Here is a 24,055-nt window from a genome sequence, read left to right as displayed (position 1 = left end):
CGCTCCAAAGGATAAAGATAAAGGGAGTAGAGGTGTGAGAATCAGCAACCTACTACTAGGGGGAGTAGGGTTCTGAAACACTCTTTACGAAAAAGAGCACCTAATCCAATCTTTCCCCATTTGCAAAAGGGATAAACATCGATTGCTCGATTTTTTTAAAAAAACTCTTTCTACCCGATAGAAAGAGTTTTTTGGTATTCACGGATTTTTCTATGAAAGACTCATCTGCTGCCGAGCAAGCTGCGCACTGTGCGTGCCAGCAACATATCCGGAGGAAAACGCAATCGTGATATTGTATCCGCCAGTATGCGCATGCACATCCATGACTTCCCCGGCAAAAAAGAGGCCGTTCATCAGCTTCGACTGCATTGTTTTCGGATCAATCTCTTTCACATGGACACCTCCGCCTGTAATGAAGGCTTCCTCCAGTGTGAGCGTACCGGTGATTGTCAGCGGAAACGCCTTGGCGAGCGCCGCTAACGTCTGCCATTTTTGCTTCGATAGATGACTCAGCGTCGTATCCTCAGGAATCTCGCTTTTCTCCAGGAGAAGCGGGATCAGCCTTTCGGGGAAAAAGCCCTTCAGGATATTCTTCACCGCTTTTTTCGGCTGCTCCTCAAACAATGACCAGCTTTCCCGGGCAATCTCCTCGACGGATCGGTCCGGCATCAGATCAATGTGCAAGGGGAGAGGCTTGTTCCCATTTCGGCGCATCGTGACCGATACATAATGCCCCAATCGCAAAGCGGCTGGTCCGGATATGCCAAAATGGGTGAAAATCATGTCGCCTTCCTGCACGGTTACCTTCTTGCCTTTCTCGGAATAAAGCGTAAGGGTCACATCGCGCAATGACAGTCCCATTAACGTTTTGTCACGAATGAAAGGATCGTTAGCCGTTAGCGGAACTTCCGTCGGGTACAGCTCCGTGATCGTATGTCCTGCCTCGCGGGCCCATTGATAGCCGTCTCCCGTTGAGCCGGTTTGCGGGACAGAGCTTCCCCCAACCGCAATCACGACACACGGCGCACTCAATGTGTTCCCGTTTTTCAAGCGTACACCGCGACATTGGCCATTCTCATACAAGACACGTTCTACAGGGCTGTTCAGCATGACCTCGACACCCTGCTGCTTCATTTTGCTGATCAGGGCATTGGCGACCGTGATGGCTTTATCGGTAACAGGGAACATGCGCCCGCGGTCTTCTTCTTTCAAGGCGACACCCAGCTTGTTGAAATAGCCGACGATGTCTTTATTGCTGAATTGAGCGAAGGCGCTATGCATAAAACGGCCGTTGCCGGGCATTTCCTTGATTAATTCATCCAGTTCTTTGGCGTTTGTGACATTGCAGCGGCCGCCGCCGGAGATGATCAGCTTGCGGCCCAGCTTTGCCCCTTTTTCGACCAGGCAGACCCGAGCCCCTTGGGCGGATGCGGCGATGGCAGCCATCAATCCGGATGGGCCGCCGCCAATCACGATGACGTCAAATGCGGTTGTATCCATATCCATTTCATCCTTATCTTTTCAGCGTATGGTGGTTGGTTCTTCCATCATAGCGAAAAATGGCGCAGGATGCTATCGATAGGTCTCGCTGCTCACCGTGCAGGCATCCAAACGCTTTTGATTCACCTGATAGCCGATTCCGGCTTGGGTGGGGACATGAATGAAGCCATTCTCGACGGTTACCTCCGGTTCGATGATATCCTCATGCCAATAACGATTGGAGCCGGAAGTGTCCCCTGGGAGGGTAAAGCCGGGAAGTGTGGTGATCGCCACATTATGGGCACGGCCGATTCCCGATTCCAGCATGCCGCCGCACCATACCGGGACTTGTCTTGCCTGGCACAGATCATGAATGGCTTTGGCATGACTCAAGCCGCCCACACGGCCCACTTTAATGTTGATGATCCGGCAGCTGCCCAAATCCAGTGCCTTGCGGGCATCTTCTACGGTATGAATGCTTTCATCGAGGCAGATCGGTGTCTGCAGCTGAGCCTGCAGCTGGGCATGATCGATGATATCGTCGGAAGCCAGCGGCTGCTCAATCATCATCAATCCATACTCATCCAGCCGCTTCAGCAGATGAGCGTCATCCAGCGTATAGGCAGAGTTGGCATCCGCCATCAACGGGATAGCACCAAATTCTTTGCGGATGGCGGCGATTACATCCACATCAAAGCCAGGCTTCACTTTTACCTTCATCCGTTGGTAGCCGGCTGACAAGTATTGCTCCACCTGTTTTAACATGTCGGCAATATTGTCCTGAATGCCAATGCTGACCCCGACAGCGATCTTCGTTTTGTCACCCCCTAGCGCTTGCGCCAGCGGGCTTCCCATACGTTTGGCATAAAGATCCCAGATAGCTCCCTCAAGGGCCGCTTTCGCCATCATGTTTTTACGGATATGTCCGTACAGCTCGATACAGTCATCGGGATGGGCGAATGTATGCCGCAGTGTCAGCGGAATCAGGAAATCCCGCAGCAGATGATGGTTGGTTTTCATGGTTTCTTCATTATAGAAGGGACTCACCATGGCCGTAGACTCACCGTAGCCCACGCGGCCATCTTCATCGTATGCTTCGATCAGGAGAAATTCTTTCTCGGTTGTCGTGCCAAAGCTGGTGGTGAACGGGGACTTCAAGGTCATGGACATATGACGCAATACGATCCGGACAATCTTCATTTCTCTCCCACTCCTTCAAGCGCAGCCATCGATTTGCTGAGCATATAATGGACAACCGGTTCTGTCTCGCTTCGCAGAACATCCACGACGGCATAGCCGGCAGAAAAGGCCTTCGTGAACAAGGTTCCCGTCTGCTCGCGCCAAGCGATGGCAGCGGACATGTCTGCTTTTTTCAAGTCTTGAAAACGGGAAGGGACGCTCACGAGGAGGGTTTCCGCATGGAATTCACTCGAAATAGCGGTTACCCGTGGATGGCCGTCCCCTCCGCAAGCATAGCTGAGCGCGGGCACTGCTTCCTCACCGTATGCGGCCTGTACACCGGGCTCTGTTTGTTTACAGATCACCCGTTTGCTCTCCAAAAACCATTCGACGAGAAAACGATCGGTGGGCAGCCCGCGATTCATGTCGTCCTCCAGATTGCCATAGCAGTTAGGCAGGTAGTGGCGGACAATCCCGCCAAGCTTGGCTATATTCAAATAAGCATTGACCGCTTCAAGCGGATCGTACGTCCAAGTAATGCACGTATGGCCCAAAAGCAACGCTTCGTCCCGCTGCAGCCATTTCATTTGCACGCCTAAGCCCTGCTTGCGGTATTCCGGCAGAAAGCCGAGCATATGGGAGCATAGATGCGGCTGTCCGTCCCGAAATCCGGGAAAGCTGTAGAGAAAGCCAATCATCCGTCCTTCATCAAAAGCCCCCAGGAACAGACCGCCAAATTTCTGCAGGGTCAGTGTCATATGCAGCGGGATCACAGAGGCTGGACTCCAGACGGCTGCTTCCAGCTCTTCCAATTGCTTTAGCTCTGATTTTTCAGTCAGTTTGCGCATTATGATCGACATTTTCGTTCACCTCGCGAAGTAGAAAGAATATAGCTACTATTCTGAGTTTGCAGCACACGCCTGTCAAGCGAACGGTTGCATTCATGAAAAGGGTGAACGATAATAAGAAAGGTAAAAAGGAGGAGATCGTATGGCCGATCCGTTTCAATTAGAGCTGTGGAAAAAACTGACTGAAGCACCGGGTGCTCCAGGTTTTGAAGGGCCTGTGCGAAGCATCATGCGTGAATACATATCGACATATAGCAATGAAGTGATTACCGATCATCTCGGCAGCATCTTTGGGATCAAGCGCGGACAGGAGAACGGACCGCGCATCATGGTGGCCGGACACATGGATGAAGTGGGCTTCATGGTCACACGCATTTCCGAAAAAGGGTTCATCTCTTTTCAAACGCTTGGCGGATGGTGGGGGCAGGTATTGCTTGCCCAACGCGTCCAGATCATTACGGCGGCAGGACCGATTGACGGGGTGATTGGCTCAATTCCTCCTCATTCCCTGAGTGAGGATCAGCGCACCCGCCCGATGGATATCAAAAACATGTACGTGGACATTGGCGCGGACAGCAAGGAAGAAGCGGAAAAGCTGGGCATTCGTCCGGGGCAACAAATCGTTCCGGTATGTCCGTTTACCCCGCTCGCCAGTGAGAAAAAGTATATGGCGAAAGCGTGGGACAATCGCTACGGCTGCAGTCTGGCAGTAGAACTGTTGAAGGAATTGACGGAGAATCCCCAGCATCCCAATGTGGTATATGCCGGTGCGACCGTACAGGAGGAAGTAGGGACAAGGGGAGCAAAGACATCCAGCCAGATGATCCAACCGGATGTATTCTTTGCCCTGGATGCCAGTCCGGCAGGCGATGTGCCAGGTTCGCGGGAAAGCTACGGCAAACTCGGCGGCGGTCTCCTGATGCGGATCTATGATCCATCGACGATCATGATGCCGGGGATGCGCGATTTTTTGGTGGATCTTTGCGAACGTGAAAACATTCCTTACCAGTATTTTGTGGCAAAAGGGGGAACTGATGCGAAAGAGGTGCAGCTACATGGCAAAGGCGTGCCAGCAGCGGTGATCGGGATTCCTGCACGCTACATTCACAGCCATGCAGCGATCATGCATGAGGATGACTATCTGGCGGCAAAGCGCTTGCTGTTTGCCGCGATCAAAAGCCTGGATCACAGTACGTTGAATACGATCCTGGGACGATAGGGGGCAGCACGATGCAATCGATTACCCTATATCGGCATGAGGAGGCGGGTGACGCCGTCCTTGAGTATAATTTTTATGATCATCAGTTTGCCCCGACGAATCTGGTAGTGCGCAAGGTGCTGATGGCGATGCTCTCATCGGTAAAAGAGCGCTTGACCCATCTGGAAGTGGAATACAATGACCGGATGCTTGCCGAAAAGTTTGGCAAACGGGCGAGCGAGCTGCTGCGCTTTCTGGGAGCAAGCAAGGAAAATGTACGGGAGAACAGGAGCGGCGAGGAAGTCATCAGCCGCACCTTTCAAGCTGAGCTGACTGCAGAGCGGTATGATTACTTTTACCTGCTCAAAGATGTCTCGGAATTATCGCATTATCGTTTACGCGAGCAGTCCTCGGACCGGGTCGTTTTCTACTTCAACCGCTATTTGCTGCTTCGCATTCCGCTTGCCGAGGAAGAGAAGCTGTATCAGCAGTTAAAAGAGCTGCAAGTGCCGACACAGGTAAAGGACATTTGAACCAGGTTCGGCTGATGGATAAAGCACCTCTGTCCCCGGTATACTAAGGCACAAAAGAGGGGTGCATATCATGAAGCAGCAGGACGAAATGCAGATGCCAGATTTTAAACAGTTGAACGATCGCGTGATTGCTCCGCCCTCCCAAGGGCCCTTTCTTCGCATTCGAACCAATCTGGACGAAGCTGCGAAAGACATCGAGAATAAGACTTCGATCCAATCCGACTGATCCTGTACGTAAAAACCCGGAGCTCGATAGCCCCGGGTTTTCTCATGCGCTTGTAGTTTTTTCCAGATCGTCTTCCATTTGTTCGAGCAGCAAATCCTCTACACGGGTGAGCTGATGGGCATGGAAGAAGCTGTCTTCGGTAATGCTTTGCAGAAAAGCCTCGACTACCTTCGGGCAAAATTGCGTCCCGGCGTTGGCTTGAATTTCCGCTGATGCTTTGGAAAAGGAGTATCCCCTGCGGTACGCCCGATTGGAGGTCATGGCATCGAAGGAGTCAGCGACAGCTGCAATCCGGGCGATGAGCGGGATTTCCTCCCCTTGCAGGCGATCAGGGTAGCCGCGCCCATCGAAGCGTTCATGATGCGATCTTGTAATGGTCAGGATCGCATTTACTTTGTCCTGATCGTATGAATCGCTTTCACTTTCCGCATACAGCTTCCGCAATAGCGCTTCACCACGGATCGGATGCGACTTGATCACTTCATATTCTTCCGGCGACAATTTTCCCGGCTTCATCAAGATCCTGTCTTCAATCCCGATTTTGCCGATATCATGGAGCAGTCCGCCTGTATAAATCACTTCCAGCATGTCTGAAGAGTAGTTCATTTTTTCCGCAATCTCGCGCATGTAAAAAGCGACGCGTTGCGAATGGCCGGAGGTGTACGCATCTCGTTCTTCCAGGGCGACGGCCAGTGTTTTTAAAATGCTTTGGTTGGTCTGAATCAGCCGCTCTCTCACGGAATTTGTGCGGCGCAAATCATGTTCCTTACGTTTGGCAGCAAGAAAAATAATAGCGGTAATGATATAGCTTCCCAATACCAATAGAGTTAGCTGCAGCTTGATTTTATCAAACGGCTGGTAAAAGTTTTCCTCGTAGCTGGACAATCCCACATACCAGTCCCATGCCGGAAAATAATGAACCACTGAAATTTTGGGACGTGCCTCTGTATCTGTGGGGTTTTGCCATAAATAAGATAGGGTTTGATGCGGTTGGCTAATCATTTCTTGGATGATGAAACGCCCCTCGGCATTGCGGGTATACAGCAAGTTGCTTCCTTCGGTTTCGGGGTGCATGACCATATTTCCCTTTGAGTCAAGGATAAACAGGTAGTCGCCAGGACCTAACGTCAGATCAACCGCGCTCAGATCACGTCTGCCATTGTTTTTCATCGGACCGGACAATACGTTTTTGATCTGGTCTTCGGCAGCTTCGACGTTGAGCAGACCTGATTCGACATCATGCTGATATTTGCTGATCAAGTGGATAACCGTGTTCATTTGACGATCGAGGGCTCGTATTCCAGCTTCACGGTATTGGATTTTGGCTTGCGAGTATCCGATGTATATGATTCCCGTGAAAAGGACCGGTAGCAAAATCAGAAAAATGGTAAACGCGACGGATCTCGTAGGAGAATGTGGCAATTTTGCTCTCGTCCTTTCTGAGAAGGATATTTATCTTGTTCTCATAATAGGCGAAATTCACAAAACGTTCAACACTTCTCGACTTTATCTGCGACGATTTTAAAAACCCGCATGGCTGGCAATGGTTTTGCCACATGCGGGTACCTACAAAAAACGACAAGTTCAATTACTCAGCAGGGCGATTGGGGCCCTCAAGCTTTTTATCGCCATACCCCGGGCGGTCATCCTGTACTCCTTTTGGCTGCCTGTTTACCTCTGAATGGTTTTGCATTTGCTGTCCTTTTTTTCGGTTCATTTTGCTTTCTCCTTTCGAATATTAAGTGAAGGCATTGTCGGCTCATGGGGTGAACCTTGCTTGTGCCTGGTCCGCGCATAATTGGCGAAGAGGCCCAAGATACTTGCGAAAAACAAGGCGGTAATGCCGTAGGAGATCCATGGAGCCTTGCTGCCTACGCCTCCAAGTCGTTCTACCATGCTTCCGCCCAGGCTTGTCCCAATCGCGCTGCCGATACCGGACACAAAGTTAGAAATGCCAAAGTAGACGCCCAGCCATTCCTCCTTGGCAAAGTATCCAACAAGGCTGTCCACTACTGGCATAAACAACATCTCGCCAATGATAAATAGAATGGAGGAGGCACTGAGCGTGAGAAAGCTGTCGGCCCAGCCCAGGGCAAACAGGCCAAGGCCCAGCATCAACGTACCAGCAACCAGCGAAACGTATGGATTGATCCGGCCCAGGATAAAACGGTAAAGCGTCCCTTGCAGCAAGACCACACTTAAGGAATTAATCGTTACAATCAGCCCTACCAGATTCTCGGTGTGCAGGACATGCTCTGCCCGCAATGGCATGACCAAGGCAAATTGGGCATAGAGAGCCCAGATGATCATGGTGATGATGGAGAACATCAGAAAGCTGCGGTGACGAAGGATCTGCCGGTATTCAGCGAAAGGGATGGACTGGCATTCTTCTCCTTGACATCGGTCATATGGAAGGGTAAAGCGGGCAACTGCCGCGAGAAGGAAGAAAAAGACAGAGGCTGCCCAAAACAGGCGCTGGTCAGCTAACGCCAGCCAGGTAATCAATATACCAGCCAGTATGATCCCGCTGTGCGCGACGATGCCGCGCCAGGAAAAGGCTTTTGTCCGTTCGTCCGCAGTGACCGTATCCGCAATCATCGCTTTGACCGTAGGGGCCAGCAAACCAAGACCAAGACCATTAATCGCAGAGAACAGCAGATACAGGATGTAGACGGGACTAAAAGCGTACCCCGTCATCGCGATCCCCTGCGTAATGGCTCCCGCTATCAGGGTCGTCCGTCTTCCGTAGCGATCCGCCAGCAGTCCGCCAAACAAACTCCCGATTTGATACGTAATGCTACCAATACCCAGTACGAAACCCACCTGGCTGAGGGAAAGCAGCCGTACCTTTTGCAAAAAGATGGGGAAAATCGGGATCACCAGATAGGAAGCCACGTGCATGAAAAAGACGACGGCCAAGAGAAACAGGTAGATACGGTTTTTGATCAGCGAGGAAGCCGTTTCGCTCAATCCTAGTACCTCCTTCACCGTGATGGTAGGTCACGTCTGCTTAGTATGGGGGAAAAAAGGGATCGCTTATGCGCTGTCATAGGCAGGTGCGGATTTTCTGTATCCAGCGGGCTACTATCCAAACACATTCGTCCTGTCCGACATATACCTATACTGTAAACGCTGGGCCATGCAGCGAGCAGGGACAAACGGCAAACTGTTGGGGGACAGGAGGGAAGGGGAATGTGGAGATTTTCAGACAACGAAGGATTTGAAATTGTCATATGGATTTTGCTGATTATTTTTCTTATCTCCATTTTCTTTGATGAAGGAATTGATTGAGCCAACAAGACGGGTCAGCAAGGGGGATACGCGATGCGGCCAATCCGAAGACTGAATCGCTATTATCGGGAAAACGCCGGTTTTCAGAAGTGGGTTCGGGCAAATGAAGCGTGGTTTCGGGAAAATCCGGAAGTGTTTCAGCAGTTGGTAAAAAATCCGAATATGCTCAGCATGTTCATGGATTTGATGGTGCTGAATGCGACGCGTATTCAACGCAAATTGCAACGTTCGGGACGAAGGAGATAATATAAGCGGCATGCTGTTCGGCATGCCGCTTTGCTCGTTTCCCAGAAAAACCTATTGGAGACTGTTTGCGTCCGTGACCGTTTTATCGTCTAGACGGTGATCATTTTCCATCGCGAGTGTTTGCGAGTGACGCTGGTCCCGTACTTTTTCCATCACCCGATCAAAATCCTGCAGCAATACCTGGGGTTTGTCCCCATGGTACTGCTCTCCACGCACAAAACGCTGCGCCATATCGAGAGCAAGATGAATCTTTTCCAAATCACTCAGTTCAAACATGACTGTACCCTCCTGTCATTGCTTGGACGTTGCACGCTGATCGGCTGCTTGTGCCCGTTTTTGCGCTTCCAGATCAGCCTCATCAGCCATTTCGGAACGATATTGGACATCCTCATTATGTCCGATGGGCAGCTTTTTTGTACCGGTTGTCTTGTTCGCCATGTAGCTCCCTCCTTCCATTGTAGTGTAAGAAGGTAGGGGCATTTTTATTTGTGAGCGGAAGCAGGCGCGATACGGTTCATCATATTTCGCGGACAAGGAGCGTAGGGATTAGCTATGAGGATTGCGAGCAGGGAGGCGGACGAGCGATGGGTGTCATCGACCAATTTTTCATCACGTTATTTGTTGCTTACGGGATTGTAGCGGGCGGTTCGATAGCAGGCGGATTTGGAGCCTTGTTTACGGAGCGTCCGGCGTTTTTGGCCATGTCCATTTTGGCGGATCAGTTGAAAATATGGGGATTGGTTGGGGCGCTCGGAGGCAGCTTTGATTCGTATATGCAAATTGAAAAAATATTTGTCGGAAACTTTTCTCCTGTTGCCAGACAGCTCATCATGATTTTCGCAGCATTCCTCGGGGCTACCGCAGGCTCTATTTCCATTCAATGGCTCGTCCAGGTTCGTTCTTGATGGAAGCCAAAAGTCGAAGCAAGGCGATCAAGCGGTATTTCGCCTTGTTTGTGCTGGGAATGGTTGCAGGAGGAACGGTTGTCCTGATCTGGCAGGGGAAAATAACGGAGAGCCTGATGAAGCAAAATCAGTACAAAAGCGCAGAAATCGTCCGATTGAATGAAGTGATCGAAGATATGAAGCAGCTGCAAAAAGTGGCCAGGAAAAAGCAGGAAACGACGATTGAGGAGGTCAAGGTGTTTGTCTTGCCGCCTCGACCGCATGAATTCATCGAAACAGCTGCGATTCGCCTGATTGAAAAGGAGCTGGACCCGCTGAAAGGCATGAAGACGCGAACGGTTGCGGATCTGCATGCCATTTTGCATGAATTGCTGTATCGGCGGGAGTATCTGGTGGATGGAAAAACGGTAGAGGTAAGGCTGAAGACCGCTTATATCTCCAGTGTGCTGGAAGTGTATGTAACCATTGAGCTGAAGCCAGAGGTTCCGTAGGCAATGAAAGTTGAAACGTATTTCTCCCTTCTTCGTATATGTGAGTAGGTGCACGAGCGCAATGCTTTTGCAATGATGAAGGAGGAGATACTTTTGTCCATGTTCAAAAAATTGCTGGCGAGCGTCGGGATCGGTTCGGCGCAGGTCGATGCCCGCCTTGCTAAAGATTCTCTCATGCCGGGTGAAATGGTTACTGGAGAGGTACATATCAGTGGTGGCGATATCAGCCAGGAGATTGATGAAATCTACATGTATGTCATCACCCATTATGAGCGCGAAACAAATGATACCAAAGTAAAAGAAGATTGCATCCTGCTCAAGCATCGGCTGTCGGAACGCTTTGTGCTGCAGCCAAAGGAGCAAAAGGCGATTCCGTTTTCATTCCGATTGCCGTATGAAACCCCGCTGACGATGGGCAGACAGCCTGTTTACCTGCGGACGGGGCTTGACATTAAAAATGCGGTCGATCCGGGCGACTCGGATTTTATCGAGGTTTTGCCGCATCCGTTGATGTCCAAAGTGCTGGAAGCTGTGAAGGAAATCGGCTTCCACATGTACAAAGTGGATTGTGAATACAATCGACAGCTGGGAAGAACATATCCGTTTGTCCAAGAGTTTGAGTTCCGGCCGAATGGCAAGTACAGAAGCCGTTTGGAAGAACTGGAGGTTGTCTTTTTCCTGCGTGAGAATGAGTGTGAAGTGTTGCTGCAGGTAGACAAGCGAGCACGCGGCCTCTTAGGTGCTTTTGAGGAAGCATTTAACCTGGATGAGCGGTACGTGCGATTCCGTATCAGCAATGCGGATCTTTCCCGTTCCACTAGCGAGATTGCGCACTCCATCGATCAACTGATTGATCGTGCCAGCCGCTAAGTGAAATATCCGTTTCGAAGAGAAAATCACCTGTTAAGGGTGATTTTTTTTTTGTATGTATGAAGCCATATTTTTCTGACAATACTGGTGCTAGATACATATCGAGGAGGAAAAATTTCCCATGAACTTATTGGAAAAAACAAGAAAAATCAATGTCATGCTGCAAAAAACGATGGGGGGAAGCGGTGTCACATATCCGGATCTCGCCAAGCTGCTTTCAGATGTGATCTCGTCCAACGTGTACATTATTACAGCGGATGGAAGCCTGTTGGGAAGCGGATTTTCGCAGGAATTTACTTTACAGGAAGAAGGCAGATTCACCAGCCTCTTGCCCGAGGGTTATCACGAGCGTTTGATGAAGGTGGAACAATCGCTGGCCAATGAAGGCGTGACAAGCCCCTTTAGCATGGTGCCTCGTGAATGGCACAATCTGTTCCCGCAAATGGTCACGACCATCGTGCCGATCAATGCGGGCGGAAGCCGGTTGGGAACATTGGTATTGCTCAGAGCGTTCGGTCACTTTGAGACAGAAGACCTGATTCTCGCGGAAATCGGTGCAACGGTGATCGGGATGAAAATCGTCCGTCATCGAACCGATCAAATCGAAAACGAAGTGCGTGACAAAACGTTTGCAAAAATCGCGCTCTCTTCCCTTAGCTACAGTGAACAAATCGCGATTGAGAAAATCATGGAGCAGCTGGATGCCAAGGAAGGTTTGCTCGTAGCCAGCCAATTGGCAGATCAGGCAGGATTGACCCGTTCCGTGATCGTGAATGCGCTGCGCAAACTGGCAAGTGCCGGGGTGCTCGAGTCACGCTCTCTCGGAATGAAAGGTACGTATATCCGTGTCCTGAACGACAAGTTCCATGCCGAATTGCAAAAGCTGAAATCCTCTTGATAAATAAAGTCGATCCTTGGCTTGATGATAGGATCGACTTTTCATTTTGGTTCATTTTGAAACATAACTGTTGAATAAATTTAGAAAATGGATTATATTCCCTTTAGATTGAAAAAAATGGGGGATAACGATGCTTCTCTTATGGAAACAATCAAGCTTTCGTCTATATTGGCTTGGTCTGTTCCTTTCCGGGCTTGGGGATCAGTTTGGATGGTTGGCGTTAAGCTGGTTTGTGATGAAAAAAACAGGCTCACCGCTGGCCATGGGAGGAGTCGTGTTCACCTATTTTCTTTCCCAAGTGGCTGCCGCCTTGGTGGCGGGTGTGCTACTTGACCGTTTTGACCGGAGAAAACTGATCATCTTTGACAATCTCTTCAGGGGAAGCATCTACGTCATCATCGTATTGCTGCTTCAGACAAATGCGCCCTTATGGATGCTCTATGCGTGCATCACCATAGCCGGGCTGCTTGCCCCGCTTAGCAATACAGGAGCCCAGACGATGCTGCCACGTCTTGTACAGGACAAAGATTTACTGCTAAAGGCAAACGGCATGATGGAAACGAATTGGCAAATCGCTTATTTGCTCGGTCCGGCTGCGGCAGGCGTGCTTGTATCATGGGTAGGTGAAGCGATGGTACTTATTATCGATGCAGCAAGCTTCTTTCTTTGCGCGGTCTGCTTTTGGTTTTTGCCTTCTGACGATGCCGGAGAGGGCGGGAGCAAGCACCAAAAAGAGAGCCGGTGGACCAGCTCTCTTCTTGATTCCTTGCAGACAGATTTTCGAACCGGCTTCCACTATCTATTTGCCAATCCGTTGTTGCTTTCACTCATTTTGCTTACCTTTCTGTTCAACATGGCATATGGGCCGATTGAGGTGGGCTTGCCATTGTACGTAACGTCTGTCTTACAGGATGAAGCCACTTCCCTCGGCCTCTTATGGATGGCGTTCGCTTTCGGATCGCTCGGGGGCTCTCTGTTTTTCTCGTTGGTCAATTGGAGGGTGCCTACCGGTTACTCACTGGGATCGATCATCGCGTTATGGGGAGTCACGACGCTTCCGCTGGGCTTGTCCCATCGCCTGGATCTGGGCATGATATCCATGGCCTTGGCAGGTATGACCTTTGCACCGTTTGGGGTGTTGTACCGGACATACCTGCAGAGACAGATCCCGCAGGAACTCATGGGAAGGGTGTTGACCTCGATTCGGACGATTACCGGTTTGGGCTTGCCGGTCGGTTCATTTCTGACTGGATGGCTCATTCCGTGGATCGGCATTAACCAGCTGTTTTTGGCTGCCGCATTCTTTTCCATGGTCGCTGGTGCGTTTGCGTTATTTGCTTTGCGAGGAATTCGCCCTTAGAGTGCCTTTACTTTCGATTAATCAAGGGGGCAAAGAAACGCTTGGCCGCTTCAGGCATGACCAGATACGCTTTTGCTAACAAATGCAGCCGGGTCGGGAGGGCGACTTCCTCCCGCCTTTTTTCTGCCGCACGGACGATACTGCGGGCAGTCTGTTCCGCCGTGAGCAGAAAGGAGCCTACATTTTTTCGGTATTGTCCGGTCGCATCGGCATGATCAAGAAAGGGTGTGTCGATGGGACCGGGCATCGCACAAGTGATGTGAACGCCGCTGCCCCGCAGTTCATGCCGCAAGCCCTCGCTGAACCGGATTACCGCTGCTTTGCTGGCTGCATACACCGCTGCTTTTGCTGTAGCGACATGTCCCGCCAGTGATGCAATCTGGATGATCCGGCCGGAGCGAGCTTCCACCATCATGGGTAAAAAAGCTCGTGTCACATACAGCATGCCCATGAGATTCGTATCGATGGTTTGACGGATATCCTCGAGGTTCATCTTCAAAAAGGGTGCGAAACTCGCGGTACCAGCATTATTGTAGAGAAAATCGCAGCGTTCAAATTGGATGTGAACCCATGCTGCAAAACGTCTGACCGCTTCATTATCGCAGACGTCTAGCGGATACGTATGAAGCATGGGAGGCGAACCAAGACTTTGCTTGATTTCCTCCAAACGTCCTTGATGGCGGCCGGTAATGATCACTTGATCTCCTTTTTTCAGATGGAGCGCTGTGATGGCTCGTCCCAACCCGCCAGCACCACCGGTAATAATAACGATACGCTGTTGGCTATCCATTTTATCCCTCCTCTCGTCTGACGATTGTCGATCATGCGTAGCCCAACTTGGTTGCCAATCCCTTGGCAGGCATCGTATAAGGAGCACTTCACTGGTGAAGGATAGCTCTAGGAGGTGATCCCATGAAACCTGTGGTGAAATGTAGTGTAGCAAACTGTAGTTACTGGGGCGAAGGTAACAACTGTAACGCCGACATGATCATGGTGGAAATTGACAGCCATGCCAAAGCGAATTTCGATACAGAGTTCGCAGGCGAGTACGGGTATGACACGAAGCACAAAGATGCAGCAAAGACTTCATCTGCCACCTGTTGTCACACCTTCAAACCAAAAGAGTAACCCGGGATCTCGTAAAAAAGACGTATCTGTCAAAAGATACGTCTTTTTTGGTAAATCAGAAAGTATCAACATTCCAGTTTACATCATTGCAACTAAAGCTCCGCCAAAGACTTGGCTGCGCAAAGTTTTACGAACATCACGGTTTCATTTCCATTTCCTTGACAATCGCGGCCACTTCGTCCCAGGAATAAATCCGGCGAACCAATGCAGGGAGCTCTCCTTGGTTATAAGGTGTATCGAAAAGAAGCACGGGGATGCCCAATTCTTCCGATAATTGCAAGGCGTTTTCCCGGCGGTCCTCCAGAAAGAGATCGACGTTCCACCTTTTCGCCGCAGACAATTTGTCATGTGATCCGATCAGTTCAATGTGGTGATACGGAATTGCATAGCGTTCAAACCATTGCAACGTAACGTCCCGATGCTTGTCCTCTCTGGCGCTGATGTAGACCAACTGATGGAGCTGCTGTTGATGCCAAGTCTGCAGGACCATGTCAGCCATTCCATGTACAGGCGCTTCCCTGTAAAGCCGGGGGCCATATTCGTCCAACCAATCCACGAATTCCTCATCGCTGATATTGTATACGCGTGCCAGATTGTATTCCCGACATTCCGCGTACGCCAAATTCTTGCCAAAGGCTTCGTTCATTAATGGCACAATACTGCCGGGATCAGTCACTGTACCGTCAATATCAATGCCAATCGTTAGGGATTTCTCGCGTTTCATCCTCTCGCCTCCAGTTTAAATTGTACACTGAAAACAGAGAATAAGGCTACTTCCTTCACCACAATCACTTTGTGAAAAGGGGTCTGATCACACATGACGTACGATCCAAAGACACGTATGAATGATGATCCGAAGGAAGCTGCGAACGCCAGCAACATGAATGATGGGAAATCGGATACCGAGCTGGCGGCTGACACGTGGATGGGGGCAGTTCTGAATCCGGACGTGAGCAAGTCAACGGACCCGAACAAGTCAAATGACGTGAACAAGTCAAATGATCCGAACAAGTCTAATGACACGAGCATGTCTACGGAACAAGGAAACGACCGAATTGCCTACGACCCTTACACGATGACAGAGAGTTACCAAAGCGGCAACACATCTGACGACGGTTCGGCCGCGCAAGCTTCATCTGGTCAAGGACAGATGCAAGCCAACACGGGTAACGCAGGGGGCTACCAAGAAGATAAGCCGGTTGTCAAACGAATGATCGTGGATGACAACGTCGCCGATTGGGAAAGCGGGACCAAGTATGAGGTAGCGGCTGAGGTGAGCCCGACCTATGCGGAAATCAAGCCGCGCTCGCCGGTTTCAGAACCGACCACGGAAAACAACCCTGGCGGCGGCATGGGGTTGACAGCCCTGGGTCTGTCCATTCTTTCGCTGTTTCTGTTCCCTTATCTGCTCGCACCGATTGGCATGATTGTGGGTTACCTGGCCATGCGCAGAGGCGCCCGCACATTGGGGATATGGGCGATGGTCATTGGCGCAATCGCGATATTGGGAGCGATGGTGATCTACCCGTATTTTGTCGCCAGATAGCGAAAAAGCAAGCGTTTGCCTCCCCCTATGCGGGGAGGCTTTTTTCATTTCGGTTGATAAAAGGAGGAGTGGAAAGGAGTCAGGGCAGCAATCACAGCTTCACAGAAGACATTTGCCCGGACAATCCGGTTGTTGGTCAATAAACCGTAGGCTCCTCCTCTTTGATTGCTTCCTTCCATTCCTGCCAGTTCATCAATCACGGTTCGCAGTTCGATTTGTTCCTTTTTTACACGTTCCCCGATGTGAAAGGGAATCGGAAAAGCGAGGCCTTTCCCGATCGAAAGCTGTTGACCATCCCAAGCCGCACAGATGGAGATCAGATACCACATCTCTGTATAGACGTCGTCATATGTAAGGCCGCCCTCCAGTCCGAGGCCAATTGTCGCTTCGGGCACTTGCGCGAGGGCTTGTTTGGCTCGGTGAATGGCGCCACGGATCGTTTCATCTTCCGAAAGAGGCTGATCTGCTACTCCAGAAGGGACGGACAAGCAGATCGGCTCCATGCCGGTAGCCAGCTCGACCGCCTTTCGTTTTGCTTGATTGGTGGTTCCTAATGCATAGCGCACCATGTTTTGCTATTCCCCTTTTTTCTTGTCAAGATTACCTCTCAGTATATCATTCTATGGTAAAATGTTTGCATATCTGGCCAACAGGAAGCCAAATAATGCGGAAAAGAAAGAGGACGTACCATGAAATTTACCAAAATGCATGGATTGGGAAATGATTATGTATATGTCAATGCATTTGCTGAAAATTTGACAGACGTTGATCTTCCGGAACTTGCCAGACGGGTAAGCGATCGGAATTTCGGGATCGGAGGCGACGGCTTGATTCTGATCATGCCATCTGACCAAGCCGATTTTCGCATGCGGGTGTTCAACAACGATGGCAGTGAAGCGAAAAACTGCGGAAATGGATTGCGCTGTGTCAGCAAATACGTATATGATCACGGCTTGACGACCAAGACAACGTTCACGGTGGAGACATTGGGAGGAATCGTGGTTCCAGTCGTCGAGATCGGTCCGGATGGCAAGGTGATCCGGGTGACGATTGATATGGGCGAGCCCCGCTTGGAGCGTGCAAGCATCCCGATGACCGGGGAAGGCGCATCTCCCTTTATTGAGCAGCCGATTTCAGCCAATGGTCGTACCTTTACCATGACGGCTGTTTCCATGGGAAATCCTCATGCCGTCCTGTTTGTGGATCGCGTAGATGAGCAGGAAGTGGTAGAATACGGACCACTGATTGAAAAACATGAATGGTTTCCGGAGCGGGCAAACGTTGAGTTTATTGAGATCCTGAATCGGAATGAAATTCTGTTTCGGGTATGGGAGCGGGGGACTGGAGTGACCCTGGCTTGCGGGACAGGGGCTTGCGCTGCTACCGTTGCGGCAATTTTAAGCGGGAAGACTGACCGTACCGTCACCGTACATTTGAAAGGCGGCGACTTGGGGATAGAGTGGCGCCAGAGCGATAATCGCGTATATATGACCGGGCCTGCTGCGGAAGTGTTCCATGGCGAATATCTGGAGCCGCTGCCTACGAATAGGTAACTTGGCTTCGCCTAATCTTTGGCGGAGTTAGTTGCACGTAAAAAATTCTGATCGATCGAGAAAAACCCCTTCATCGATAAGGGGTTTTTCTCATTTTCGTGTTTATTGGATTCCAGCTGCTACTTTGATCGCTGCCTGATGGCTTGGATCAATTTGGCTGTCTTTATGACGCAGGCTGTTCAGGAAATGGATGTCGAAATGGCCGTCAAAATTGTTGTCCTTGATGTAATCGATATCATGCGGCATGGAGGCCATCGAAGCGGCGAGACGTCGCCCATCCACTTCCACGATGACCGGGCGGACTGCCCAGGAGTAATTCCCGCCCCAGATTTCTTTGATGATGGCGGAATCAGCAGCTGTCAGTGGCTCAGTGTCCGAGTGGAAAGCGCCGATGGTTCTTTTTACTTTAAACTGTTTACCGGTTTTAAAATCGGTCACAGTCGCTTCCGCATTAATCGGAAACACATATTGAGCTCCTGTAAACCAGTCGAGATATTCCCCATATTTGCTGCTAGGAGTGTCCAGCTCAGGAACATGGTGTACCGGGATTTTGACAATCTGGCCGATAGAGAGATACGCATTGCTGCCAAGATTGTTCACTTGCAAAAATTCGGTCATCGGAATGCCGTGATCAATCGAAATGGACCAGCCCGTATCTCCTTGCTGCACTTTGTAATCAATCATTTCTACCCATGGTTTGTCGGAATCCTGCTCCGGCTGCGTAACTGGCTCGGGTTCAGGCGCTGGCTGTTCAACCGCGGTTTCCGCATCCGCAGGAGGTGCTTCAGGGGTGGTGACTGCATTTTCTTCCGGTTGTACCGTTGCTGGCGCTTCCGGCTGCTCCGGTGCAGTCGTTGCCGGAGCTGTTGCAGATGGCTCAGATGCTGTCGGGGCCGTTGGGGAAGGGCTTGTCCCACTTTGCGGAATGATCAGCACTTGGCCGATATTCAAGCTGTACGACGTTAATTTATTGGCATCCACGATGGCCTGGATGCTCACTTTAAAGCGATCCGCGATTTTCCACAGAACATCTCCGCTCACTACGGTATACGTGTTAGTTTGTCCGGTAGTTGGCGTGGTAGCTGTAGTTGTAGTTGTAGTTGTAGTTGGCTGCGCAGTCGGAGCAGGGATCACCAGTTTTTGCCCGATAGTAAGCTCAAAGGCCGTCAGTTTATTCGCATCCACGATGGACTGGATGCTGACCTTGAATCGATCTGCGACTTTCCAGAGCACATCTCCGCTGACTACGGTGTACAATGTCCCACCCGCAGGAACTTCAGGTGTAGAAGAACCTACAGTCGTGGATGGGGCAGAAGTCGTTTCGGGAATCAATATTTTCTCACCGACAAGCAGACTGTCACGTGTCATTTGATTGATTTCTTGAATCTTCGCAATGGTTGTTTGGAAGCGAGTGGCTACCTTCCACAAGGTATCACCGCTTTGCACGGTATAAATGGCAGATTTCGGAGGGATATACAAAGTGGAACCGACAAAAAGGACATCACTCGTTAAATGATTCGAAATTTTCAGATGTTCAATGGTAACATTATACTTCGAAGCCAGTTTCCCCAGCGTATCACCGGATTGGACGGTGATTGTTTGGGCAAATGCGATCGAGCTTGGCAACAATAGAGCACTGGTGAGTAGTGTAGGCAGTACAATGCGTTTCCATGATGTTTTCGAAAACATGTGACTCCTCCTTGGATGCGAAAACTGGATGTTTAATGGCTTTATTGTAAAGGGAGGAGAAACATTCTTTCATTGGATAAAAACATCCACCGCTCCCGTCCTTTTCCAGTGATGAGAAGAAAGTAGGGGAAGCTAGGCTTTGAAAAATAGGACAATCGTCTCTACTTTTATCGCGCAAACTGCCGATTGCAGGCAAAAGAAAAAGGTAGCAATCAGCTGGAAAATTCCACTGATTCCTACCCCGTGTCTCGACAAAATAAGCGCAAAGTCTTAGGCTCCTTTTTTACCCATTATAGACTTCTGTCAGGTATACATCGGTCTCGATCCGTTCAAACTGGCTGTTTTTCTTCTGCATGCTGTCCAGCTCTTTTTTCAGTCGCTTGATTTCATCTTCCATTCTCTTGATCTTTTCTTGAACCGGCATTGTGTTCATGGCTTCCCTTCTCCTTTGTCTGTAAATTATATCTGAATTTAATGACAATTCTAACAAGTGAGCCTAAAGCTGTAAATACTCGATTATCGATGTAAGCGCTTCCTTTGTTAAATGTTTTGTGACAGGAATTCCCCGCTTATTTTAGGCGTTCCTCACCCGGGAGAAGGAAACGCTAAGAGAAAACAGTTTTTCGACTGAACGTTATGGAAAACACCGGGTACTTTCAGTTATGATGAAAGATAGGCTGTATTTCGACAGGATGGAAGGTGTCTTATTTGATTTACCTCGATAACAGCGCCACAACACAACCAGACCCTCAAGTCACGGATGTGGTTAAGCGTGCTATGGAAGAATATTACGGCAACCCTTCGTCTCTACATAAATTGGGAGTCGACGCCGAAAACGTCTTAAAACAGGCCAGGAGTGTAGTGGCCCAAGCCTTGCGCTGCAAACCGGCGGAGATCATTTTTACCTCCGGGGGTACAGAAAGCAACAATACCGCACTCAAAGGAGTCGCGCTTCAATATCAGTCCAGAGGCAAGCATATCATCACCTCACAAATCGAACACCCCAGTGTCTATGACGTTTGCAGGCAATTGGAGGATTTTGGGTTCCGCATCACGTACTTACCCGTGGATGCGGATGGCCGAGTATCCCTGGAGGACGTGAAAGCCGCGATTCAGTCCGATACGATATTGGTTTCACTCATGCACGTCAATAATGAATTAGGGACGCTGCAGCCTGTAAAAGGCGTCGGAGAGTACTTGAAGCAATTTCCCAAGATCCTGTTCCATGTGGACGCTGTGCAAAGCTTTGGCAAAATGGCGATCGCTCCTCGTGAATACGGGATTGATTTGCTGAGCATTTCGGCCCACAAGTTTCATGGTCCCCGAGGAATCGGAATTCTTTATAAGAGGGAAGGAATCCAGCTCCAGCCACTGCTGATGGGTGGCGGACAGGAAGCGGGTATTCGTTCTGGTACCGAAAATATTCCGGCGATCGCCGGGTTGGCCAAAGCGGTTCGATTGCTTGAGCAAAGAGGGACACAGGAGACGGTGCGGATGGCCGCGATGATCAGCCGCTTGCGGGAAGGCGTAGCAATGATCCCCGGCTGTGTCGTGAATACCCCGGAATACGGAATCGCTCCGCATATCCTCAATTTTTCCGTGCCGGGTGCGAAAGCGGAGGTGCTGGTGCATGCTTTGGAAGAACGAGGTTTTTTCGTTTCGACGAAATCAGCCTGCTCCTCCAAACTCAATGAACCCAGTCGTGTCTTGATGGCAACAGGCATGGATCGGGCTCGGGCCTTGTCCGCAGTTCGGATCAGCGTAAGCCATCAGAATACGATGGAAGAGATCGAACAGTTTGTCGCAGCTTTTGGAGAGACGGTGGAACAGATCCGCCCTTATATGAATGTGTAAAGGATGACTAACATGAACTATGATCATATTCTCATACGCTACGGTGAACTTGCCTTAAAAGGGAAAAACCGTGACGCCTTTGAAAATACATTGATGCGCAATGTGCGGATCATGCTCAAGGATTTTCCGGAAATCCGGGTGAGCCGCAATTACGGCCGGATGTATGTGCAGCTGAATGGCGCCGATGCACAGCCCATCCTTGAAATTTTGCAGCGTGTCTTTGGCATTTCCTCGATAAGTCCGGTTGTTAAAACCAAGCAGACGGAGGAGGCCATCAAGGAAACGGCTTTGCAGGTGATCAGCGCGATCCAGCCTCAGCCACGTACCTTCCGGGTGGAGACAAGAAGAGCGGACAAACGCTACAACATCCCCTCCATGGAAGTGAGCCGGAGAGTTGGGGGATATATCCTGCGTCAGCTGGAAGGCATCAAGGTGGATCTGCATCAGCCAGAGGCCGTGGTAAATATCGAGATACGTACGGAAGGGACGTTTATCAGCAGTCAGACGCTGCCAGGCCCAGGCGGTTTGCCGGTAGGCGCAAGCGGCAAGGTACTGCTGCTGCTCTCCGGAGGTATCGACAGTCCGGTCGCGGGATGGATGATGCTAAAACGCGGCGTTACCTTGGAAGCGATTCACTTCCACAGCTATCCGTTCACCAGTGAGCGCTCCTTGGAGAAAGTGCGCGATCTCGCGTATAAGCTCACTCGCTACGGAGGAAAAATTAGGCTCCATGTCGTTCCGTTTACGGAAATCCAGACAGCGATCCGGGACAATTGCCCGGAAGACTATCTGATCACGATCATGCGCCGCTTTATGATGCGGATTTCAGAACGCATTGCGGCCCAAACCAATGCACTGGCCCTGGCGAGTGGGGAAAGTCTTGGACAGGTGGCCTCGCAGACGTTGGAAAGCATGAATACCATTAATAGCGTCATCAATATCCCGATATTACGACCTTTGATCGGAATGGATAAGGTAGAAATTACCGAGATCGCGAGAAAGATTGATACCTTTGATTTATCGATTCTTCCATATGAAGATTGCTGCACCATCTTTACCCCGAAAAGTCCGGTGACGCGACCAAAACCGGAGATCGCGGCCAATTTTGAAGCCGTTCTGGATATCGAGACATTGGTGGAAAATGCAGTGAAAGGCACTGTTGTCGAGCCGATTATCGGCGGCAAGAGAGAAGCTGCGGTTGTCGATCTTTTCTAAGAGGGAATGGGGAGGAGAAAGCTGTGATTATCCGGTTTGAACGAAATGGCAAGAACAAGCATGGGTGGATGGTTGAGGAAGAAAACAAGGTTCGCGTGATTGAGGGCGACATCTATAAGCGGGATGGCGGAAAGCCAGTGATGACCGGCTTGGAAGTGCCGCTTAGTGAGGTCAAGCTTCTTTCGCCCAGCGCGCCCAGTAAAGTAGTATGCATTGGAATCAATTATGAGGACCATATCAAAGAGATGGGAAGCGATGTACCCGCAGAGCCATTGATGTTTCTGAAGCCGTCCACGACGGTGATTGGTCCTGGTGACGCCATTGTTTATCCGTCGGCAACACAAAATCTCCATTATGAAGGAGAATTGGCGGTCGTCATCAAAAAAGAAGCACGTAACATTACTGCAGCAGAGGCCGAAGACTATATCCTCGGTTTTACCTGCGCGCTGGATATCACCGCCCGTGACCTCCAACAGCAAGACGGTCAATGGACCCGAGCGAAAGGCTTTGATACGTTTTGTCCGCTCGGTCCGGCCATCGCGGCAAAAGTCGATTATCAAAACCTCCGGATTGTTACGAAAGTGAATGGGGAGATCCGCCAAGACGGATCGACTAGTCAGATGATCTTTTCCGTTCCGCAATTACTTGAAGCCGTGACTTCCGTCATGACACTGCTTCCCGGTGATGTGGTGCTGACGGGCACGCCAGCCGGTGTCGGTCCGCTTCAGCCGGGTGATGAGGTGTCCGTTACGATCGAAGGGATTGGTACACTGACGAATAAGGTTGTAAGTAAATAAGGAAAAACACAAAATCCCTCTTGCCGGTATCGGAGCAAGAGGGATTTTTTTGAAAAGGATGGTTGGTCCTTTCTTGAGATCATAAAGGTTCTTCGTTAAGATTCGGATCGTCATGGGTCGGATGGGATGCCGGTTCCTGTCTAGATAAATCTTGGTGAAAATTGCGGTTCTCGTACGCCATGTTGGATATGACATGCTGACCTTCTTCCCAGCCCGTTGCTTTTCCAAGACGCGCTTCATTTGTAGGCGCGCCATAAGGACCTTCGGGAAATTCCTCTGGAATGATTTCATTTCGCTGGGATTCTACGGTGGAAAGCTCACTGGAATATTCATTTTTATATTCCTGATAAGTTGGTTTCGGTTTTTTTTTACCCCACATGTGGATATGCACCTTCCTTTACTGTTTTTGATAGTATGAAAAGGTGCCTGCTGCAATATACTTTTGGAAAAAATAGGAGCCTTGTTTTCTATTGACTTGTTAAAAGAAAAGTTGTAAATTTTAATACTGCTAAACTTATATTTGAACAAAGCATGAATCCTTTTATCTTGGATGGGGTAAATTAAGTTAGCAAATGACTCTTGACTTAATTATATGATTTTTGTTATATTACTCCTTGTCAGTTGATCGATAGTAGCAACCAAGAATTAACACTTGCTTCTTGTTCGCTGGCATGGTATGATCGAAAAGTCGCCTTGAGGGGCGGGCGGAAAATGTTCTTTGAAAACTGAACAGCAAAAGCGTGAAACGA

At 50.0% G+C, this 24,055-nt stretch carries 29 protein-coding genes; 15 read left to right on the top strand and 14 right to left on the bottom strand.

Annotated elements, in window-relative coordinates; translation table 11 throughout:
• Positions 1-210: 210 nt before the first annotated feature.
• From EIZ37_RS22485 to EIZ37_RS22475, 3 genes are all read right to left on the bottom strand, one after another.
• Entirely contained in the window at positions 211-1,500 is a 1,290-nt protein-coding gene (locus EIZ37_RS22485) for a BaiN/RdsA family NAD(P)/FAD-dependent oxidoreductase (RefSeq protein ID WP_134687007.1), read from the bottom strand.
• 72 nt (positions 1,501-1,572) lie between these two features.
• Positions 1,573-2,679, bottom strand: coding sequence for an o-succinylbenzoate synthase (gene menC / locus EIZ37_RS22480; RefSeq protein WP_134687006.1), 1,107 nt, complete (start codon positions 2,677-2,679; stop codon positions 1,573-1,575).
• The gene (locus EIZ37_RS22475) at positions 2,676-3,518 is read right to left on the bottom strand and encodes a GNAT family N-acetyltransferase (RefSeq protein ID WP_134687005.1); all 843 of its coding nucleotides are present in this window, start codon (positions 3,516-3,518) and stop codon (positions 2,676-2,678) included. Before EIZ37_RS22475 ends, menC begins: the two co-directional genes overlap by 4 nt.
• Before the next feature lie 130 nt (positions 3,519-3,648).
• On the opposite strand from EIZ37_RS22475, the gene EIZ37_RS22470 reads away from it, so the two are divergent.
• The 3 genes from EIZ37_RS22470 (at position 3,649) to EIZ37_RS26135 (ending at position 5,463) form a co-directional block, all read left to right on the top strand.
• Entirely contained in the window at positions 3,649-4,725 is a 1,077-nt protein-coding gene (locus tag EIZ37_RS22470) for a M42 family metallopeptidase (protein WP_134687004.1), read from the top strand.
• 11 nt (positions 4,726-4,736) lie between these two features.
• On the top strand, positions 4,737-5,237 hold the full coding sequence (locus EIZ37_RS22465; RefSeq protein ID WP_134687003.1) for a hypothetical protein: 501 nt from the start codon (positions 4,737-4,739) through the stop codon (positions 5,235-5,237).
• Between the two features lie 70 nt (positions 5,238-5,307).
• Complete coding sequence (locus tag EIZ37_RS26135) at positions 5,308-5,463, top strand: hypothetical protein (protein WP_167569089.1); 156 nt, start codon at positions 5,308-5,310, stop codon at positions 5,461-5,463.
• A 42-nt stretch (positions 5,464-5,505) separates the two neighbouring features.
• Here the strand turns inward: EIZ37_RS26135 and EIZ37_RS22460 are convergent, their stop codons facing one another.
• The 3 genes from EIZ37_RS22460 to EIZ37_RS22455 form a co-directional block, all read right to left on the bottom strand.
• Positions 5,506-6,885, bottom strand: a complete 1,380-nt coding sequence (locus EIZ37_RS22460) for a cache domain-containing protein (protein ID WP_134687002.1) — start codon at positions 6,883-6,885, stop codon at positions 5,506-5,508.
• A 166-nt stretch (positions 6,886-7,051) separates the two neighbouring features.
• Positions 7,052-7,180 carry a hypothetical protein gene (locus EIZ37_RS26595; protein ID WP_268898762.1) on the bottom strand — a complete coding sequence of 43 codons (129 nt, stop codon included), beginning with the start codon at positions 7,178-7,180 and terminating at the stop codon, positions 7,052-7,054.
• Positions 7,177-8,433: an MFS transporter gene (locus EIZ37_RS22455; protein ID WP_134687001.1), complete on the bottom strand. Its 1,257-nt coding sequence runs from the start codon at positions 8,431-8,433 to the stop codon at positions 7,177-7,179. Before EIZ37_RS22455 ends, EIZ37_RS26595 begins: the two co-directional genes overlap by 4 nt.
• 354 nt (positions 8,434-8,787) lie before the next feature.
• Here EIZ37_RS22455 and EIZ37_RS22450 point away from each other — a divergent pair, with 354 nt between their 5' ends.
• A complete protein-coding gene (locus EIZ37_RS22450; RefSeq protein WP_134687000.1) occupies positions 8,788-9,000 on the top strand; it encodes a hypothetical protein in 213 nt (70 codons plus the stop codon).
• A 51-nt stretch (positions 9,001-9,051) separates the two neighbouring features.
• Here EIZ37_RS22450 and EIZ37_RS22445 read toward each other — a convergent pair whose 3' ends face one another.
• Together EIZ37_RS22445 and EIZ37_RS22440 are read right to left on the bottom strand one after the other, a co-directional pair.
• Positions 9,052-9,276 carry a hypothetical protein gene (locus EIZ37_RS22445; RefSeq protein ID WP_134686999.1) on the bottom strand — a complete coding sequence of 75 codons (225 nt, stop codon included), beginning with the start codon at positions 9,274-9,276 and terminating at the stop codon, positions 9,052-9,054.
• Positions 9,277-9,291: 15 nt separating this feature from the next.
• Positions 9,292-9,438, bottom strand: coding sequence for a YfhD family protein (locus tag EIZ37_RS22440; RefSeq protein ID WP_134686998.1), 147 nt, complete (start codon positions 9,436-9,438; stop codon positions 9,292-9,294).
• Positions 9,439-9,488: 50 nt separating this feature from the next.
• Here EIZ37_RS22440 and EIZ37_RS22435 point away from each other — a divergent pair, with 50 nt between their 5' ends.
• The 5 genes from EIZ37_RS22435 to EIZ37_RS22415 all read left to right on the top strand — a co-directional run bounded on the left by EIZ37_RS22435 (position 9,489) and on the right by EIZ37_RS22415 (position 13,524).
• A complete protein-coding gene (locus EIZ37_RS22435; protein ID WP_235828164.1) occupies positions 9,489-9,905 on the top strand; it encodes a YtrH family sporulation protein in 417 nt (138 codons plus the stop codon).
• Positions 9,905-10,396 (top strand): hypothetical protein, encoded by a 492-nt coding sequence (locus EIZ37_RS22430; RefSeq protein WP_134686997.1) that lies wholly within the window; start codon positions 9,905-9,907, stop codon positions 10,394-10,396. The genes EIZ37_RS22435 and EIZ37_RS22430 overlap by 1 nt, the downstream gene beginning before the upstream one ends.
• A gap of 93 nt (positions 10,397-10,489) precedes the next feature.
• A complete protein-coding gene (locus EIZ37_RS22425; protein ID WP_134686996.1) occupies positions 10,490-11,266 on the top strand; it encodes a sporulation protein in 777 nt (258 codons plus the stop codon).
• A 121-nt stretch (positions 11,267-11,387) separates the two neighbouring features.
• The gene (gene codY / locus EIZ37_RS22420; protein ID WP_134686995.1) at positions 11,388-12,164 is read left to right on the top strand and encodes a GTP-sensing pleiotropic transcriptional regulator CodY; all 777 of its coding nucleotides are present in this window, start codon (positions 11,388-11,390) and stop codon (positions 12,162-12,164) included.
• A 130-nt stretch (positions 12,165-12,294) separates the two neighbouring features.
• A complete protein-coding gene (locus tag EIZ37_RS22415) occupies positions 12,295-13,524 on the top strand; it encodes an MFS transporter (RefSeq protein ID WP_134686994.1) in 1,230 nt (409 codons plus the stop codon).
• Positions 13,525-13,531: 7 nt separating this feature from the next.
• On the opposite strand, the gene EIZ37_RS22410 is transcribed toward EIZ37_RS22415, so the two are convergent.
• Complete coding sequence (locus tag EIZ37_RS22410; protein WP_134686993.1) at positions 13,532-14,314, bottom strand: SDR family NAD(P)-dependent oxidoreductase; 783 nt, start codon at positions 14,312-14,314, stop codon at positions 13,532-13,534.
• A gap of 122 nt (positions 14,315-14,436) precedes the next feature.
• Here EIZ37_RS22410 and EIZ37_RS22405 point away from each other — a divergent pair, with 122 nt between their 5' ends.
• Positions 14,437-14,652: a DUF1540 domain-containing protein gene (locus tag EIZ37_RS22405; RefSeq protein ID WP_134686992.1), complete on the top strand. Its 216-nt coding sequence runs from the start codon at positions 14,437-14,439 to the stop codon at positions 14,650-14,652.
• 136 nt (positions 14,653-14,788) lie between these two features.
• Here the strand turns inward: EIZ37_RS22405 and EIZ37_RS22400 are convergent, their stop codons facing one another.
• Entirely contained in the window at positions 14,789-15,376 is a 588-nt protein-coding gene (locus tag EIZ37_RS22400) for a hypothetical protein (protein WP_134686991.1), read from the bottom strand.
• A 93-nt stretch (positions 15,377-15,469) separates the two neighbouring features.
• On the opposite strand from EIZ37_RS22400, the gene EIZ37_RS22395 reads away from it, so the two are divergent.
• Positions 15,470-16,198, top strand: coding sequence for an MFS transporter (locus EIZ37_RS22395; protein ID WP_134686990.1), 729 nt, complete (start codon positions 15,470-15,472; stop codon positions 16,196-16,198).
• A gap of 44 nt (positions 16,199-16,242) precedes the next feature.
• Here EIZ37_RS22395 and EIZ37_RS22390 read toward each other — a convergent pair whose 3' ends face one another.
• Complete coding sequence (locus EIZ37_RS22390) at positions 16,243-16,767, bottom strand: DUF84 family protein (protein WP_134686989.1); 525 nt, start codon at positions 16,765-16,767, stop codon at positions 16,243-16,245.
• A gap of 120 nt (positions 16,768-16,887) precedes the next feature.
• Between EIZ37_RS22390 and dapF the strand changes: the two genes are divergently transcribed.
• Entirely contained in the window at positions 16,888-17,751 is an 864-nt protein-coding gene (gene dapF, locus EIZ37_RS22385) for a diaminopimelate epimerase (RefSeq protein WP_134686988.1), read from the top strand.
• Between the two features lie 102 nt (positions 17,752-17,853).
• Here dapF and EIZ37_RS22380 read toward each other — a convergent pair whose 3' ends face one another.
• A complete protein-coding gene (locus EIZ37_RS22380; RefSeq protein WP_134686987.1) occupies positions 17,854-19,440 on the bottom strand; it encodes a LysM peptidoglycan-binding domain-containing protein in 1,587 nt (528 codons plus the stop codon).
• 283 nt (positions 19,441-19,723) lie between these two features.
• Complete coding sequence (locus EIZ37_RS26130; RefSeq protein ID WP_167569088.1) at positions 19,724-19,873, bottom strand: hypothetical protein; 150 nt, start codon at positions 19,871-19,873, stop codon at positions 19,724-19,726.
• 275 nt (positions 19,874-20,148) lie between these two features.
• Here EIZ37_RS26130 and EIZ37_RS22375 point away from each other — a divergent pair, with 275 nt between their 5' ends.
• The 3 genes from EIZ37_RS22375 to EIZ37_RS22365 are packed head-to-tail and all read left to right on the top strand — an operon-like array spanning position 20,149 to position 23,306.
• The gene (locus tag EIZ37_RS22375; RefSeq protein WP_134687029.1) at positions 20,149-21,294 is read left to right on the top strand and encodes a cysteine desulfurase family protein; all 1,146 of its coding nucleotides are present in this window, start codon (positions 20,149-20,151) and stop codon (positions 21,292-21,294) included.
• 12 nt (positions 21,295-21,306) lie between these two features.
• A complete protein-coding gene (gene thiI / locus EIZ37_RS22370) occupies positions 21,307-22,509 on the top strand; it encodes a tRNA uracil 4-sulfurtransferase ThiI (RefSeq protein WP_134686986.1) in 1,203 nt (400 codons plus the stop codon).
• Between the two features lie 23 nt (positions 22,510-22,532).
• On the top strand, positions 22,533-23,306 hold the full coding sequence (locus tag EIZ37_RS22365; protein ID WP_134686985.1) for a fumarylacetoacetate hydrolase family protein: 774 nt from the start codon (positions 22,533-22,535) through the stop codon (positions 23,304-23,306).
• Positions 23,307-23,385: 79 nt separating this feature from the next.
• Here EIZ37_RS22365 and EIZ37_RS22360 read toward each other — a convergent pair whose 3' ends face one another.
• Positions 23,386-23,685: a hypothetical protein gene (locus EIZ37_RS22360; RefSeq protein WP_134686984.1), complete on the bottom strand. Its 300-nt coding sequence runs from the start codon at positions 23,683-23,685 to the stop codon at positions 23,386-23,388.
• Positions 23,686-24,055 lie beyond the last annotated feature (370 nt).

This window comes from Brevibacillus migulae (genome assembly GCF_004521915.1).
GTDB lineage: Bacteria > Bacillota > Bacilli > Brevibacillales > Brevibacillaceae > Brevibacillus_F > Brevibacillus_F migulae.
Note: the sequence above shows the minus strand (reverse complement) of the source record. Positions and strands in the feature narration are given on the sequence as shown.